We start from the raw sequence: 15,867 nt of genomic DNA on the forward strand, positions 1-15,867 counted from the left end.
CCGACAAGGAGTGACACCCGTGGGAAAGACCTTCCGCAATCTCTTCGTCGCCGGCTGCGTGGTGCTCTGGCTGGTCCCGCTGTACCTGCTGGTCGTGAACGCGCTGACACCCGTCGGCTCGTACAGCGGCAACGCGGACTGGGCGCCGAACGGCTTCGCGCTGTGGGACAACCTCGTGACCGCCTGGAACGAGGCGGGCATCGGCGAGAGCTTCCTCGGCTCCCTGATGTACGCGGTGGTGTGCGGCGCGGCCGCCGTGCTCGTCGCCGCCATGGCCGCGTTCGCCGTGGTGGTGCTGCCCATTCCGAGGCCCGCGTTCTGGTTCTGGCTCATCTACTCGGGGACCCTCTTCCCCCTGCAGATGTTCCTCGCCCCGCTGTTCGGCATGTACGCCGACGGCAACCTCTACGACACCCGGCTCGGCCTCATGCTCATCTACGTGGCATGGTCGATCCCCTTCGCCTTCTTCCTCATCCGCAACCAGATGACCACGATGCCGCCCGAGATCACCGAGGCCGCGATGATCGACGGTGCCTCGTTCCGGCGGATCTTCTGGCGCATCCATGTGCCGCTGATGGGCTCCAGCCTCGCGGCGGCGTTCATCTTCCAGTTCACCGCCGTCTGGAACGACCTGCTGTTCGGCATCACGCTCAGTCGCAGCCCCGACGTCCAGCCGGTGATGGCCGCCCTCACCAGCCTCAACAACGCCTACGCCTCGTCAGGCCCGCCCGTCATCCTGGCCGGCGCGCTGATCGTCTCCCTGCCCACCCTCGTCGTCTTCCTGACGTTCCGCGGCCTGTTCCTGCGCGGTGTCACCGCCGCCACCCGCTGAGCCGTCCGCCCCTCGATCTCCGTCCCCACCGCCAGAGTTGGAGAAGTCCGCATGACCACACGGGCCCTCGTCCGCACCACCGACTGGGACAACGACCGCATCCGGGAGAGCCTGCGCGGCTCCGTCGTGAGCGCCGAAGGCAGCCTGTCCGGCAGCCCGTTGCGGCTCACCGTCGAGCCACTGATGCGCCGCGCGGAGGACGGCGGACTGCTGCAGTCGCTGCGCGTGGAGGCGGTGAACGGGGGTGCCGTCCCCGCCGAACTCGCCGTGCGCACCGAGTCCGGGGCGCCGCTGCCCGCCGAGCGCATCGCCGGGCCGAACGGCTCGGTGCGCCTGCTGCTGCCCGCCGTCGATACCGCGCAGCGCGTCACCGTGGCCGGGGCGGGCGGCGACGGCATCGACGTCACCCTCACCCCGCAGCGCGAGTGGACCATCCACCTCGTCCACCACTCGCACCTCGACATCGGCTACACCGACCCGCAGGGCCGCGTCCTCGCCGAACACCTCTCGTTCCTCGACTCCTGCCTGGAGCTGACGCAGGCCACCGACGACTGGGAGCCCGAGTCCCAGTTCCGTTGGTGTGTCGAGTCGTTGCTGTCGTTCCAACAGTGGGCCGACGCCCGCCCGGCCGAGCAGGTCAAGGAGTTCGTACGCCGCGTCCAGGAGGGCCGCATCGAGCTGACCGCGCTGCCGTTCAACCTGCACAGCGAGACCTGCTCCACCGACGAGCTGCACGAACTGCTGCGCCTCGCCCACCAGGTGCGGGACGAGCACGGCGTCGACTTCACCTCGGCGATGCAGACCGACGTACCCGGCCATGTCGTCGGCATGGTCGACGCGCTGAGCGCCGCGGGAGTCAAGTACCTTTCGGTGGCGCACAATTGGGCCGGACGCTCCGTGCCCCACCTGGTCGGCGGGGAGAAGCTGCCGCGGCTGTTCCGCTGGCAGGCGCCCAGCGGCAACAGCGTGCTCGTCTGGATGACCGACACCCCGCACGGCCTCGCGTACATGGAGGGGCCGCTGCTCGGCTTCGACACCGACTACTCCTCCGTCGACGATCTGCTGCCCGCCTACCTGACCTCCCTCGCCAGCAACCCCTACCCGTACCGCGGTGGCGTCTTCGGCTGGGCCATGGACGAGCGGGAGATCAAGCGCGAGCCGTACCCATGGGACGTCCTGCACCTGCGCGTCCAGGGCAAGTTCGGCGACAACGCGCCGCCGCGCCGCATCATCGCCGACACCGTGCGCCGCTGGAACGAGACCTGGGCCTACCCGCAGCTGCGCCTGTCCCGCAACGAGGACTTCTTCACCGACGCCGAGAACCGGCTCGGCGACAAGATCCAGACCTTCGAGGGCGACTGGACCGACTGGTGGGTCGACGGCGTCGGCTCCGGCGCCCACCCGCTGTCGATGGCCCGCACCGCCCAGTCCGTCGTCGCCGACGCGCAGACCCTCGGCACGTTCGCGGGCGTGCTCGGCGCGGAAGGGGCGGCCGACGACACACGTGACTCGGCGGGTGTGTACGAAGCGGTGTCCCTCTTCGACGAACACACCTGGGGCGCGGGTGACCCCTGGACCCACGGCCACGACCACAGTCACTCCGGCGAGCAGCAGTGGCACTGGAAGTACGGCCAGGCCGTGCGCGCCCGCGACGACGGTCAGTCCCTCCTCAACCGTGCGAACGCCCGCCTCGGCCAGCGCCTCGCCCGGCCCGCCGACACCCCGGCCGCGTACCACGTGGTGAACACCTGCTCCTGGCCGCGCACCGAGGTCGCCGAGCTCTTCCTGCCGGAATCCAGCGTCCCGCTCGAACAGGCCGTGACCGTCCACGACGCCCGCACCGGCGCCGAGTTGACCCACGAGGAGCGGCCGCAGGTCAACGAGGAGCACCGCGACGCGGGCCGCTTCCTCCTCGTCCGCGTCGACGACGTACCGGCCGCCGGCTCCGTACGCGTAGACATCCGCGCCGCCGACACCGCGGGCAGCGCCGCGCAGGAGACGACCGCCGTCAAGACCGCCACCGGCTGGAACCCCACCGGCGGCAGCGAGCGCGAGAACCCGGCCGACACCGCCGCAGCGGCCCACGCCCACACCGACCCACTGCTTCTGGAGAACGAACACCTCACCGTCCGCGTCGACCTGGCCCGCGCCTGCATCGCCTCCGTCGTCGACAGGGCGACCGGCCGCGAACTCGTCCGAGCCGACGCCATCACCGGCTTCAACGCCTACATCCACGACAGCTACACCACGTCCGGAGGCTTCAACCACAACTCCAGCCGCACCACCGCCTCGGACCGCCTGGAACACCTCGGCAAGCGCTCCGTCGCGCCGCCCGCCGCGCTCATCGCCCGCCGCTCCACGGCCACCGCCGAGACCCTCACGTACGAGACCCGCCCGCCGGGCGCCAACCGCGTGCGCACCACGCTCACCCTGCCGCACGGCATCGGCCGCCTCGACATCGAGAACCAGGTCGACAAGGACGCCACCCTCGGCAAGGAGAGCGCCTACTTCGCGTTCCCCTTCACCTTCGAGACACCCACCGTGCGGATGGAGGCCTCGGGCGGCGCGACCGGCACCGACCTCCCCGTGGTTCCCGGCTCCGCCCTGCACATGCGGGCCGTGCGCCGCTGGATCACGCTCCAGGAAGACGGCCTCGCCGTCGGCTGGGCGACGCAGGACGCGCCGCTCGTCCAGTTCGGCAACATCGCGCTGCCGTACGCACCGTTCCCGAAGACGATGAACCACGACGAGCCCGCCACCGTCTACTCGTGGATCCACAACAACCTGTGGGACACCAACTTCCCCAGCGAGCAGGCCTTCGAGTTCACCTTCCGGTACTCGCTCTCCTGCGCCACCGGCGCCGACATCGCGGGACTCGGCCCGCGCACCGCCGCCGGCACCTCGCGTCCGCTGCACGCGGTGCGGGCCCGCGGCGCCGTCAGCGCGGACGCGGCCGACCGGTTGGCCTTCGCGAGCGTCGGCGACCCGCGCGTACGACTCGTCGGCGCCACCACACCGGACGCCGAAGGAGCCGTGCTGCTGCGCCTCCAGTCCTTCGCCGAGGAACCCGTGGCCTGCCCGGTGCGCGCGCTCTTCCCCGTCGCGTCGGCGCGGATCGCGGACTATCACGGCCGGGCAGGAGACGAACTCTCCCTGGAGGACGGCGAGGTCACCGTTGACGTCCCCGCCTTCGGCACCATCGCGGTGCTCTTCCGACGTTGACGGCGTTGGTGACGCCGACACGGCGCACCTCTGCGTAAAGGAGACTCTGTGTACCGGCACGACCCGCGTTACGCCCCCGCTCCCGACGCCGTCCTCGCCGCCGGCTGGGAGCAGGTGGCGGCTCAACTCCCGTCAGCACCGGCGGTATTGGCGATCGACGGGCCGCCGTCCGTCGACTGGGACGCGCTCGCCGCACACCTGTCGGGCGCGACACTGCTCGACGTACGGGACCACTACGCGCCACCCGCCGAAATCCGCGCCCGCGTCGGCCACCCGGAGGGCGCGGACGACCCCTACTTCCGCAACCTCGCCGAGAACCCGCTCGACGACCTCTTCGACACGGTGCCCACACCCGAGACCCCCGCCGAGGGACTCCTCGTCGTGTACGGGCCGGGCGCCGCCCTCGTCGCACGCGACCTGCTCTGGTACGCCGACGTACCCAAGCGGCACGCGGAAGCGGCCACGGTCGCGGGCACCCCGGGCACGAACCTCGGCCTCCCGGGCGAGAAGCCGGACCCGCGGCGGCTGTTCTACACCGACTGGCCCATGCTCGACCGGCACCGCGACACCCTCGCCCCCCGCATCGACGGCTGGCTCGACCTCCAGGACCCCGGCAACCCGACCTGGCTCGACGGCCCCGGCCTGCGCGCCACCTGCGCCGCCCTGGCCCGCCAACCGGTGCGCACCCGCCCCTTCTTCAACTCGACGCCCTGGGGCGGGCATTGGGCGCAGAACGAGCTCGGCTTCAACCCCGGATCCCGCAACACTGCGCTCGGCTACGAACTCATCGCACCCGAGGCGGGCATCCTCGTCGGAACCGGCCCCGAGGCGCAGGTCGAGGTGCCGTTCCAGCTGATGTGCGCACTGGAGCCGGACAGCGTCCTCGGCGAGGAGCCACACGCCCGCTTCGGCACCTCGTTCCCCATCCGCTTCGACTACCTCGACACCGTCGGGGGCGGCAACCTCTCGCTGCACTGCCACCCCCAAGAGACGTACATGCGCGCGAAGTTCGGCTGGTCCTACACCCAGCACGAGACGTACTACATGTCCATCGGCAGCCCCGACACCAAGGTCTTCCTCGGCCTGCGCGAGGACACCGACGTCGACGCCTTCCGCAAGCAGGTCGAGGCGGCAGCGGCCCAGGGCACACCCATGGAGGTCGAGGACCACGTCCACGCCTTCCCCGCCGAACAGGGGCAGCTGTTCCTCATCCCGGCCGGCACCCCGCACGCCAGTGGCGCCGGCAATCTGGTCCTGGAGATCAGCGCCACCCCGTACCTGTACAGCCTGCGCTTCTACGACTGGCTCAGGCCCGACGCCGACGGCAACCCCCGCCCCCTGCCGTACGAGCACGGCTTCGCCAACCTGGACACCACACGGCGCGGCGAGGCCGTCGCCCGCGACCTCGTACAGCGACCGCGCACCCTGCGCGAGGGGGACGGCTGGCGCGAGGAGGTCATCGGCGCGCTCGACGAAATGTTCTACGAGGTGAGGAGGTACGCGCTCGACGCGGGCGCCGAGGCCCAGGACGACACCGCAGGGCGCTTCCACGTACTGAACGTGGTGGACGGCGACGGTGTCACCCTGCACACCGAGGCAGGTGACACCCACGCGTTGTCCTACGCGGAGACACTCACCGTGCCCGCGGCCGTCGGCCGGTACCGGCTGCGCGCGGCCGACGGAGGCCCAGTACGGGTCGTGAAGGCGCTCGTCCGGTGATCCCGGTCATCGAGGTCGGCGGCACCCATGTCACCGCGGGCCTCGTCGACCCGGCCGACGGCAGGGTCGAGCGGCGCACCCACCGGCCGCTCGACCCGGGCGCCCGCGCCGAGGCCATCCTCGGCGCGGTGTGCCGCTGCGCCGACGCGCTGGACACCCCCGCGGGAACCACCTGGGGCGTGGCCCTGCCCGGACCCTTCGACTACGCGCGCGGCATCGGACTCTTCGCGGGCGTCGGCAAGTTCGAGGCGCTCTACGGGGTGGACGTACGCGCCGCGCTGCTCGACGGCATGGCCAAGCGGCCGGGCGGAATGGTCTTCCTCAACGACGCGCACGCGTTCCTGCTGGGGGAGTGCGCAGCCGGAGCCGCCACCGGGCACACCCGCGTCGTGGGCATCACCCTCGGCACGGGAGTCGGCTCCGCCTTTCTCGGCGACGGCCGCATCCTCGACCGGGGCCCCGGAGTTCCGCCCGAGGGCCGCATGGACCTGACGACCGTCGACGGCAGACCACTGGAGGAGTCCGTGTCCCGCCGCGCCCTCGTCGCCCGGTACGGCGAGGAGGGCGTCGACGTGCGCGACATCGCCGAACGGGCCCGCGCCGGGGAGCGACTTGCCCGCCGTGTCCTGGACGAGGCGTTCGGGACACTCGGCGCCGTCCTCGGCCCGCGCCTCGCCGCGTTCGAGGCGACCGCACTCGTCGTCGGCGGCTCGATGGCACGCTCCTGGGACCTCGTCGCACCGGCGCTGCACACCGGGCTCGCCAAGGGAGGCTGGCCACCCGAGGCGGCCGACGTGAGCGGTCGGCCTCCGACGCGGCATACTCGTGCGATGCGCCCCGCCGTCCTCGCCGGCGACGCGGCGCTGCTGGGCGCGGCGCGCGCGGTCGCCGCCCGGGACACGAACCGCACAGGGTCGGGTCGGTAGCGGCCACCAGGACCGGCAAGGGGGAGACATTGGGCACGTCCGGCGCCGGCGCCGCCAAGGACCCGCATCCGACGGTGCGGGACGTCGCGCAGCGGGCGCGGGTCAGCGCCATGACGGTCTCGCGCGTGCTGCGCGACGACCCCAAGGTGCTGCCCGCCACCGCGGAGCGGGTCCGTGCCGCGGCGGCCGAACTCGGCTACCGGCGCAACGAGATGGCGCGCAGCCTGCGCCTGGGCAGCGGTACCGGACTCGTCGGACTCGTCGTCACCAACCTCGCCAACCCCTTCTACTCCCGGCTCGCCCTCGGCGTCGACGCCGTCGTCGGCGGGCACGGCCTGAAGACCGTCATCGGCAACACGGGACACGACCTCGACAGCGAACGCGGCCTCGTCGAGGACCTGGTCGCCCGCCGTGTCGACGGCATCATCGTCGTGCCCGCCGACGACGACCAGCGCCACCTCGCCGCGGCCGCGGCCGGCGGCGTGCCCGTCGTCGTCGCGAGCCGCCCCCCGAACGGCTTCGACGCCGACTGTGTCCTCGTCGACGACCACGGCGGAGCCCGGTCCGCCACCCGGACACTCCTCGACGCCGGACACCGCCGCATCGGCTTCCTCGGCTCGCCGCCCGCCGTCTACACGGGCACGGAACGCCTACGCGGCTTCACCGACGCCCTCGCCGAGGCGGGCATCGAGCGGGAGCCGGACCACGTACGCCTCGGACAGCAGCAGACGGTCGAGGCGACACGCGCCGCCGCCGAGCTGCTGGCCCTTCCCGAGCCACCGACCGCGCTGTTCTGCTCCAACAACCGCAACACCATCGGCGCCTTCCGCGCCATCAGGGCCGCCGGAGCCCCCACCGCGCTCGCGGGTTTCGACGACTTCGAACTCGCCGACGTCCTCGGCCTGCCGCTGACCATCGCCGCGTACGACAGCGACGAACTCGGCAAGGAGGCGGGCCGGTTGCTCGTCTCGCGGCTCGGCGAGCGCGCGGCTGCGGGCGGCGGACAGGCCGGCACTCCGGCCGCCGCACGGCGCGCCGTGGTGCCCACGACCCTCGTCCACTACGGCTAGGGTCGGAAGGCCCGCAGGGGCTAAATAGCCCGCCCCACCTCGGAGGAGCCCGCCACCGATGTCCGACACCTCGACCGCCCCCGTCATCCACGGCAACGTCCCCGGCTCCTTCGCCCGGGGCGTCCTCGTCGAGCGGCACCCCGCGCTCATCGAGAAGGTGCGCGCCGCGTTCCCGTACGGACCCGAGCAGCACCGTGCCCTCGACGCCCTCCTGCGGAACACGGCGGACGGTGTGATCGAGTCGCTGGGTGACGGGGCGCCCGACCGGGAGCGCTGGGACGCGTGGGGGAGCGAATGGTTCGGGGAGTCGTGGTTCGACGCGCCTTTCCTGTGGGCGGAGAGCTACTTCTACCGCCAACTGCTCGACGCCGTCGGTTACTTCACGCAAGGCCCCTGGCGGGGCGTCGACCCCTTCCGGCCGTTCAAGCAGGCCGAGCTCGACACCCCCGAGACCGACGCCGAGCTGGGTGCGGTCGACCGTCTGGCCTCGGTGTCCGTGGCGGAGCGGGAGCGCGGGCTGCTCCTCGGGGCACTCTGGGGCAACCGCGCCGACCTCGGCTTCCGCGTCACCGCCGACGGCGACGAACCGGGCGCGGACACGCAACTCGTCGCCGACGACTCCGACGCGTTCTGGGCCGCACTGCCGCAGGGCGGTGGCGCCACGGTGAGCCTAGTGGCGGACAATGCCGGGCGCGAACTCCTCGCCGACCTGCTGCTCGTCGACCACCTGCTGCACAGCGGGCGCGCCGCACGCGTGATCGTGCAGGTCAAGCCGTACCCGTACTACGTGTCCGACGCCATGACCGCCGACGTCGTCGACTGCGTACGACGCCTTACCCGGGCGGGCGGTGCTGCGGCCGAGGCCGGCGGGCGGATCTGGGAGGCGATGGGGGACGGGCGGCTCGAGGTCCGCGCCCACCCCTTCTCCTGCGCGCCGCTGCCGTACGCCGACATGCCCGACGACCTGCGCGCCGAGTTCGCGGCGACGACGCTCACCGTACTCAAGGGAGACCTCAACTACCGGCGCCTGGTGGGGGACCGACTGTGGGAGCCCACGGCGTCGTTCGCCGAACGCGTCGCGTACTGGCCCACCCCCGTCGTCGCGCTCCGCACGCTCAAGTGCGACGTGATCGTCGGCCTGGAGGCGTCCGTCCGGGGCGCACTGGACGCCGCCGAACCGCACCAGAAGTGGCGGGTCAGCGGCGCCCACGCGCTCGTACAGGCGCGCATGTGACGTGACGGGTCAGGCCGCCGCCCGCTCCAGCGTCTCCAGGGACCGGCCCGCCGTCTCCCGGACGAACACCGCCGTGAACGCGAACGCGAGGACGCAGATCCCCGCGAAGAGCGCGAAGGCGATGCCCGCCCCGGCCGTCAGCAGCACCGGGAAGACCAGCGAGACGGCGAAGTTGGCGGCCCAGTTCGTGCCCGAGCCGACACTCACGCCGACGCTGCGCACCCGCAGCGGGAACAGCTCCGGCAGCATCACCCACAGCAGCGGCGCCCAGCTCAACGAGTACGCCACCTTGAAGACGGCGAGGCTCGCGACGGCCGCGACCTGGCCGAGCGTCTGGTGCAGCAGACCGAGCGAGAACACCGCGCACAGCGTGCTCATGCTGACGACCATCAGGACGAGCCCGGTGAGCAGCAACGGCTTACGGCCGACCCGGTCCACCAGCCGGCCGGTCACGAAGGTCGTGACGATCGAGAGGACGCCGAGCCCGACGCTGTTGAGCAGCGCCGCGGAGTCCCCGAAACCGGCCGCCTTCAGGATCGTCGGCGCGTAGAAGACGATCGTGTTGGAGCCGATGATCTGCTGGATCACCGCCATCGCGACGGCGATGCACAGACCGCGCCGCACCCGGCGGTCGGCGAACAACTCCCGCAGACGGCCCCGGCGTTCGTGCCCGCCGTGCGCGGCGGCGCGGATGTCCGCGAGCTCGACCTCGGCCTCCTCCTCGGTGCGCAGGCGCAGCAGTACCGTGCGGGCCTCGTCCTCGCGGCCGTGCGCGACGAGCCAGCGCGGGGTCTCCGGCTGCGTCCACATCCCCGCGAACAGCACGGCGGCGGGGACGAGCGCGAGCCCGAGCATCCAGCGCCAGGCGCCCGCGTCGGACAGCAGGTAGGAGATGAGGTACGACACGAAGATGCCGACCGCGATCATCATCTGGTTGAGCGTCGACACCCGGCCGCGGATGGCGGTCGGGGCCAGCTCGGAGAGATAGCTGGGGATCACGGACGAGGACAGGCCGACGGCCACACCCGTGATGACCCGGAACGCGATGAGTGACCAGGGCCCCGTGGCCACCGCCATGCCCAGCGCACCCGCGCCGAAGACGACGGCCGTGCAGAGCATGACCGGGCGGCGCCCCCAGCGGTCGGTGGCGGGCCCCGCCGCGAAGCAGCCGGCGATGGCGCCGATCATCAGCGAGCTGACGAACGCGCCCTGCATCCAGGCGCTCAGGCCCAGGTCGCGGGTGAGGAACAGCTGGGCACCCGCCACGATCCCCATGTCGTACCCGGACAGCAGGCCGCCGAAGGCGCCGCAGAGATAGAGCAGAAGCGTGCGGCGTGAACGGACGTCCGCGCTCGGTGCGTCGGACACCGAGGTCCTGGTGACGGCAGGCATGACGAGCTCCCTTGCTGGTCGGCTCCGCATCATTAGCGTCAACACTCCGACGAAAATCAAGAGGGTTCGGACCAGCAGTTTTGATTTCTGTCGGGAGTCTTGACGTAAATGCGCGATGCGGGGGAGTATCCGACCCATGGCAGTGGTCAAACACCCCACCGTGCTGCGCCAGTTGCGGTACGGGAACGTGGAGCGGGTCCTCCAGGTGCTGCGCAGGCAGGGCCCCAGCAGCAGGGCCGATGTGGCCACCGCCACGGGCCTTTCGCGCACCACGCTCTCCGGCATCGTCGGGCAGCTGCTCGCCGACGGTGTCGTGACCGAGGAACCCGCGGGCCCGCCCTCCGGCCGCGGCCGCCCGGTGCACCGGCTCACGCTCAACCCGCGCTCCGCCCAGGCGGTGGGCATCGAGGTGGGCCGCGAGCGCATCACGGTCGCGATCGCCAATGCGGCACACGAGGTCACCGCCTTCGCCGGCACCCACCACGCCCAACGCTCCGGAGCCCGCGAACAGGCGGGCGCCGCCCTGGAGTTGCTGCGCGACCTCGCCGCCACCGAAGGCATCGACCTCGCCGGACTCGGCGGTGTCGGCATCGGCACACCGGGCCCCGGAGACACCACGGACCGGCGGCAGGCCGTCGCCGACGCCGTCTCCGAAGCGCTCGATGTGCCGGTGCTCGCCGACAACAACACACGGCTCGCGGCGCTCGGAGAGGCCATCTGGGGCGCGGCCCGCGGCGCGGGCGACGCCCTGCACCTCACGCTCTCGTACGGCATCGGCGGCGGGCTCGTCGCCGGCGGCCTGCTGTTCCGCGGCGCGCACGGCGCGGCGGGCGAACTCGGACACATCAGCGTCGACGTCGAAGGGCCGCGCTGCTGGTGCGGCGGGCACGGCTGCCTGGAGCAGGTCGCCGCCGTGCCCGCGCTGCTGCGGGCGGCCGGGCGGCGCAGCTGGGAACGCTTCACGGAGGCGTTCGCGGCCGGAGCCGACACCGAGCGCGCGGTCGTCGATCGTGCGGCGCTCGCCGTCGGACGTGCGCTCGCCGCCGCGTCCAGCACCGCCAACCCCCGCCGCATCGTGCTCGGCGGCGAGGTCGCCGAGCTCGGCCCGGTCTTCCTCGGACGCGTCGAAGAAGCCTTCCGCCGGTACACCGCCACCCGCGTCCACGGCAGCGTGGAACTCGTCCCGGCCGCGCTCGGCGAGCGATCCGGAGCGCTCGGCGCGCTCGCCCTCGTCTTCCACGAGTCACCACTGCTCGCGGGGTACGCGACGGCGGAGGCGGTGGCACCCCGGGTGGACACCGCCACCCACGCCTCGTAGCACCTGTCCTGAACCGAACCACCCCCCTCGTACGATCCGAAAGGCACCGCCGTGCGCCACAACATGCTCTTCCTGATGACCGACCAGCACCGGGTCGACACCCTCGGTGCCTACGGCAACCCGCACGTGCGCACCCCGAACCTCGACCGGATCGCCGCCGAGGGCACCCGCTTCGACAGCTGCTACACACCCACCGCGATCTGCACCCCGGCCCGCGCCAGCCTGCTCACCGGTGCCGCCCCCTTCCGGCACAAGCTGCTCGCCAACTACGAGCGAAACGTGGGGTACTTGGAGGACCTCGCCGACGGCCAGTTCACCTTCGCCGAGCAGCTCAAGGGTGACGGCTACAACCTGGGCCTGATGGGCAAGTGGCACGGCGGCGTCAAGCGCACCGCCGCCGACTACGGCTTCGAGGGCCCGAACCTCGAAGGCTGGCACAACCCCGTCGACCACCCCGACTACCTCGACTACCTCAAGGAGCGGGGCCTGCCCGAGTACGCGATCAGCGACCGGATGCGCGGCACCACCCCCAACGGCAGCCCCGGCAACCTCCTCGCCGCGCGCCTCCACCAGCCCGTCGAAGCCACCTTCGAGTACTACCTGGCGACCCGCACCATCGAGATGCTCGAACGGTTCGCGAAGGACGAGAACGGCGGCGAGGGCAACCCGTTCTTCCTCGCCACCCACTTCTTCGGCCCCCACCTGCCGTACATCCTGCCGAACGAGTACTTCGACATGTACGACCCGGAACTCGTCGAACTGCCCGCCTCCATGGCCGAGACCTTCGCGAACAAGCCGCCGGTGCAGAGCAATTACAGCCAGCTGTGGGCGTTCGACACCATGCCGCTGGAGGACAGCCGCAAGCTCATATCCGCCTACTGGGGCTATGTGACACTCATCGACGAGCAGATCGGCCGCATCATGCAGGCCGTGCGCGACCTCGGCCTCGACGAGCGCACCGCCGTCTGCTTCACCGCCGACCACGGCGAGTTCACCGGTGCCCACCGGCTGCACGACAAGGGACCCGCCATGTACGAGGACATCTACCGGATCCCCGGACTGCTCCGCGTCCCCGGCGGCGAGGCGGGCCAGGTCCGCGACGAGTTCGTCTCCCTCACCGACTACACGGCGACCATCCTGGAGCTCGCCGGCGCCGACGCCGCTCCGGCCGTCGACAGCCGCAGCCTGCTGCCTCTGGCTCACGGCGAGCACCCCGAGTGGGACGAACACCACCTCGCCGAGTACCACGGCCACCACTTCCCGTACCCTCAGCGCATGCTGCGCACCCGCCGCTACAAGCTCGTCGTGAACCCCGAGTCCCACAATGAGCTGTACGACCTCGAAGCCGACCCTGACGAGTTGCAGAACCGCTACGGGCACCCCGAACTGCGCGAGGTGCGCACGCAGTTGATGCACCGCCTGTACCACCTGCTGCGCGACCGCGGCGACAACTTCTACCACTGGATGACACCGATGTACGACGTGCCGACCGACTACGACACGACGCTGTCCGCGTTCGAGTCGGAGGGTGTGGCGTAATGAGCGGCTGCACTCCCGACCCGGCCCCCTCCTGCTGCGCGCCCTCCCGCGAGGGCGGCCCGGAGGTCACCGGCACGGGACCGGTCACCCTCACGCTCACGCCCCGCGACGAACCGGCCTACGACACCCGCGTCGACCTGCCCGGCGGCACCTTCCGCATGGGCAGCGAGGACTCCGACGCGAACCCCGGGGATGCGGAAGGCCCGGTGCGCGAGGTACATGTGAAGGCCTTCGCGATCGACGCGTACGCCGTCACCACCGCCCGATTCGCCGCGTTCGTCGAGGCGACCGGGCACCGCACCGAGGCCGAACGCTTCGGCTGGAGCTACGTGTTCGCAAAGTTCCTGCCCGGCCACCTGCGCAAGATCTCGCCGCGCCCCGACGCCACCCCGTGGTGGTGCGGGGTGGAGGGCGCGACCTGGCGCACCCCGGAAGGCCCCGGCAGCGACCCCGAAGGCCGCTGGGACCACCCCGTCACCCACGTCGGCTGGTCCGACGCCGCCGCCTACGCGAAGTGGGCGGGCGGCCGGCTGCCCACCGAGGCCGAGTGGGAGTACGCGGCGCGCGGCGGCCTCGACCAGGCCCGCTACGCCTGGGGCGACGAGCTGACCCCGGGCGGCGAGCACATGTGCAACATCTGGCAGGGCACCTTCCCCACCAAGAACACGGAGGAGGACGGCTACGCGGGCACGGCCCCCGTCCACGCCTTCCAGCCCAACGGCTACGGCCTCCACAACGTCGCCGGCAACGTGTGGGAGTGGAACGCCGACCTGTGGGAGCAGGGCGGAGACCCGAACACCCGCGTCATGCGCGGCGGCTCGTACCTCTGCCACCACTCGTACTGCAACCGCTACCGCGTGGCCGCCCGCACCTCCAACACGGCGGACAGCACGTCGGGCAACACCGGGTTCCGGGTGGCCTACTCGGCCTGAGCCCCGGCGACGTACTCCACCGTGACCTGCTCGGCGTGCGCGGCGAGCAGGTCACGTAGTTCCTCGGCCGCGCTCTTCAGCAGATGTCCGTCCCGGTCCGCCCGGACGGTCTCCATGAGGAACGCGACGCGGGTCGAGTCCTCGGTGACACAGGTGCGGTGCGCGTCGCGGTGGTTCCAGTGCCGGGTCAGTACGCCGGTGGAGTCGGCGTAGATGATCTCGCCGGGCTTGGGGTTCTCGACGGTGTCGGGCTCGCCGAGCGGGGTGAACTCCTCGGTTCCGTCCGCGTAGCGGATCTCCACCACGTCACCGGTGACGTGGTCCAGGTCGAAGGCTCCGGCGGGCAGGCCGTGCCGTACGGAGACGACGTTGTAGGAGTCGACCGCCGGGTTGATGCGCGGCAGCGCGCCCTTCTTCGCCATGCGGCGGCCGAGCGCGTCGACGCTGGGCCGGATGCGGCGCGGGTTGGTGCCGAAGGAGCGGTACGCGGTGTGCCACGCCTCGATGCGGGGGTCGGACTCGTCGGCGGGCTGCCAGGAGCCGTCGGCGAGCTCGCGCTCCAGGTCGCCGAGCGCGGTGACGGTCTCCGGCCAGGGCTCGCGCCCGCGCAGACCGGTGGCCGTGACGACGGCGATCAGGGTGTCGGGGAAGGCGTCGGCGACGGCGGGGGTGAGGCGGAAGGCGGGCATCGGAGGCTCCGTATCTGGGGGAGTGCGAGGGGTGCGACGGGTTCGGAGGGGTCAGGTGAGGGCGAGGAGGCTGACGGCGACGGCGGCCGTGCCCAGGCCGACCAGCTGCCCCCGGTGGATCCGCTCAGCCAGCACACCGCGCGCGAGCAGCACCGTACCGGCCGGGTAGAGGGCGGTGATCACTGCGACGACCGTGAGGTCCCCGCTGCGCGCGGCCAGCAGGAACAGCAGGTTGGCTATCGAGTCGAGCACACCCGCGGCCGCCGAGATCCCGTACGCGGGCTTCTCCGCACCGAGCCGCCGGTGCAGCACGGCGGCCGCGCCCAGCGTGACGGCCGACGACACCGCCCTGCCGACGATCAGCGGCGCCACGCCACTGTCCGACGGCGCCTGGTGCAGACAGACCAGCTGCAACGCGATGGCCGCGCCCGCCCCGAAGGCGAGCAACAGCGCCGTGCGCGAGGGACGGGACGAGCCCGCGCCGCTCCCGGCACTGACCAGGACCACGGCGACGAGCGCGAGCGGCAGCCCGACGAGCCCCGCCGCGGCGAGGTGCTCGCCCTGCAGCAGACCCACGGTGACCGGCAACGCGGCGGACACCAGTGCCGTCACGGGGGACAGCACGTTCATGGGCCCGATGGCGAGGGTCTTGTAGAGCATCGCGAACGCGGCGGCCGACGCGACACCGGAGGCCACGCCCCACCCCACGGTGGCGGAACTGAACGAGGCGCCGAGGAACGGCCACAGCAGCAGCTCGACCGCGAGGCTGGCGGGCGCCGCGACCATCACGGTGCGCAGCACATGGGCCTTCCGGGCGCCGAGACCACCGAGGAAGTCGGCGCATCCATAGGCGAGAGAGCTGCCCAGGGCCAGCAGCAGAGCGATCACGAACCTCATCCTTGCCATCTTCGTGCTTCAGCGGAACGACCAAACCGTACAATGAACCGACCGTGATGTGTCAACCGAACGACCGCGCGGTACATTCCACTGGCCA

At 71.8% G+C, this 15,867-nt stretch carries 12 protein-coding genes; 9 read left to right on the forward strand and 3 right to left on the reverse strand.

The annotated features are described in order from the left end of the window. Window positions 1-19 precede the first annotated feature (19 nt). Genes OG746_RS44750 through OG746_RS44775 form a run of 6 tightly spaced genes read left to right on the forward strand, consistent with a single transcriptional unit; the run spans window position 20 to window position 9,003 of the window. The gene (locus OG746_RS44750; RefSeq protein ID WP_266725288.1) at window positions 20-832 is read left to right on the forward strand and encodes a carbohydrate ABC transporter permease; all 813 of its coding nucleotides are present in this window, start codon (window positions 20-22) and stop codon (window positions 830-832) included. A gap of 51 nt (window positions 833-883) precedes the next feature. Continuing rightward, window positions 884-4,054 (forward strand): glycoside hydrolase family 38 N-terminal domain-containing protein, encoded by a 3,171-nt coding sequence (locus OG746_RS44755; protein ID WP_266725289.1) that lies wholly within the window; start codon window positions 884-886, stop codon window positions 4,052-4,054. A 48-nt stretch (window positions 4,055-4,102) separates the two neighbouring features. Further along, a complete protein-coding gene (locus OG746_RS44760; RefSeq protein WP_266725291.1) occupies window positions 4,103-5,773 on the forward strand; it encodes a DUF8485 domain-containing protein in 1,671 nt (556 codons plus the stop codon). Continuing rightward, a complete protein-coding gene (locus tag OG746_RS44765) occupies window positions 5,770-6,699 on the forward strand; it encodes an ROK family protein (RefSeq protein WP_266725293.1) in 930 nt (309 codons plus the stop codon). Before OG746_RS44760 ends, OG746_RS44765 begins: the two co-directional genes overlap by 4 nt. Window positions 6,700-6,728: 29 nt before the next feature. Further along, the gene (locus OG746_RS44770) at window positions 6,729-7,769 is read left to right on the forward strand and encodes a LacI family DNA-binding transcriptional regulator (RefSeq protein ID WP_266725295.1); all 1,041 of its coding nucleotides are present in this window, start codon (window positions 6,729-6,731) and stop codon (window positions 7,767-7,769) included. Window positions 7,770-7,827: 58 nt separating this feature from the next. Then, window positions 7,828-9,003 carry a damage-control phosphatase ARMT1 family protein gene (locus OG746_RS44775; RefSeq protein WP_266725297.1) on the forward strand — a complete coding sequence of 392 codons (1,176 nt, stop codon included), beginning with the start codon at window positions 7,828-7,830 and terminating at the stop codon, window positions 9,001-9,003. Between the two features lie 9 nt (window positions 9,004-9,012). On the opposite strand, the gene OG746_RS44780 is transcribed toward OG746_RS44775, so the two are convergent. Continuing rightward, entirely contained in the window at window positions 9,013-10,395 is a 1,383-nt protein-coding gene (locus OG746_RS44780) for a sugar porter family MFS transporter (protein ID WP_266725298.1), read from the reverse strand. Window positions 10,396-10,531: 136 nt separating this feature from the next. Here OG746_RS44780 and OG746_RS44785 point away from each other — a divergent pair, with 136 nt between their 5' ends. The 3 genes from OG746_RS44785 to OG746_RS44795 all read left to right on the forward strand — a co-directional run bounded on the left by OG746_RS44785 (window position 10,532) and on the right by OG746_RS44795 (window position 14,184). Further along, window positions 10,532-11,713, forward strand: a complete 1,182-nt coding sequence (locus OG746_RS44785) for an ROK family transcriptional regulator (protein WP_266725300.1) — start codon at window positions 10,532-10,534, stop codon at window positions 11,711-11,713. Between the two features lie 63 nt (window positions 11,714-11,776). Then, entirely contained in the window at window positions 11,777-13,252 is a 1,476-nt protein-coding gene (locus OG746_RS44790) for a sulfatase family protein (RefSeq protein ID WP_266725796.1), read from the forward strand. Continuing rightward, window positions 13,252-14,184: a formylglycine-generating enzyme family protein gene (locus OG746_RS44795; protein ID WP_266725302.1), complete on the forward strand. Its 933-nt coding sequence runs from the start codon at window positions 13,252-13,254 to the stop codon at window positions 14,182-14,184. Before OG746_RS44790 ends, OG746_RS44795 begins: the two co-directional genes overlap by 1 nt. On the opposite strand, the gene OG746_RS44800 is transcribed toward OG746_RS44795, so the two are convergent. Both OG746_RS44800 and OG746_RS44805 read right to left on the reverse strand, forming a co-directional pair. After that, window positions 14,172-14,873 carry a B3/B4 domain-containing protein gene (locus OG746_RS44800; RefSeq protein WP_266725304.1) on the reverse strand — a complete coding sequence of 234 codons (702 nt, stop codon included), beginning with the start codon at window positions 14,871-14,873 and terminating at the stop codon, window positions 14,172-14,174. The genes OG746_RS44795 and OG746_RS44800 overlap by 13 nt on opposite strands. Window positions 14,874-14,924: 51 nt before the next feature. Further along, a complete protein-coding gene (locus OG746_RS44805; RefSeq protein WP_266725306.1) occupies window positions 14,925-15,761 on the reverse strand; it encodes an EamA family transporter in 837 nt (278 codons plus the stop codon). Window positions 15,762-15,867 lie beyond the last annotated feature (106 nt).

This window comes from Streptomyces sp. NBC_01016 (genome assembly GCF_026341035.1).
Taxonomy (GTDB): domain Bacteria; phylum Actinomycetota; class Actinomycetes; order Streptomycetales; family Streptomycetaceae; genus Streptomyces.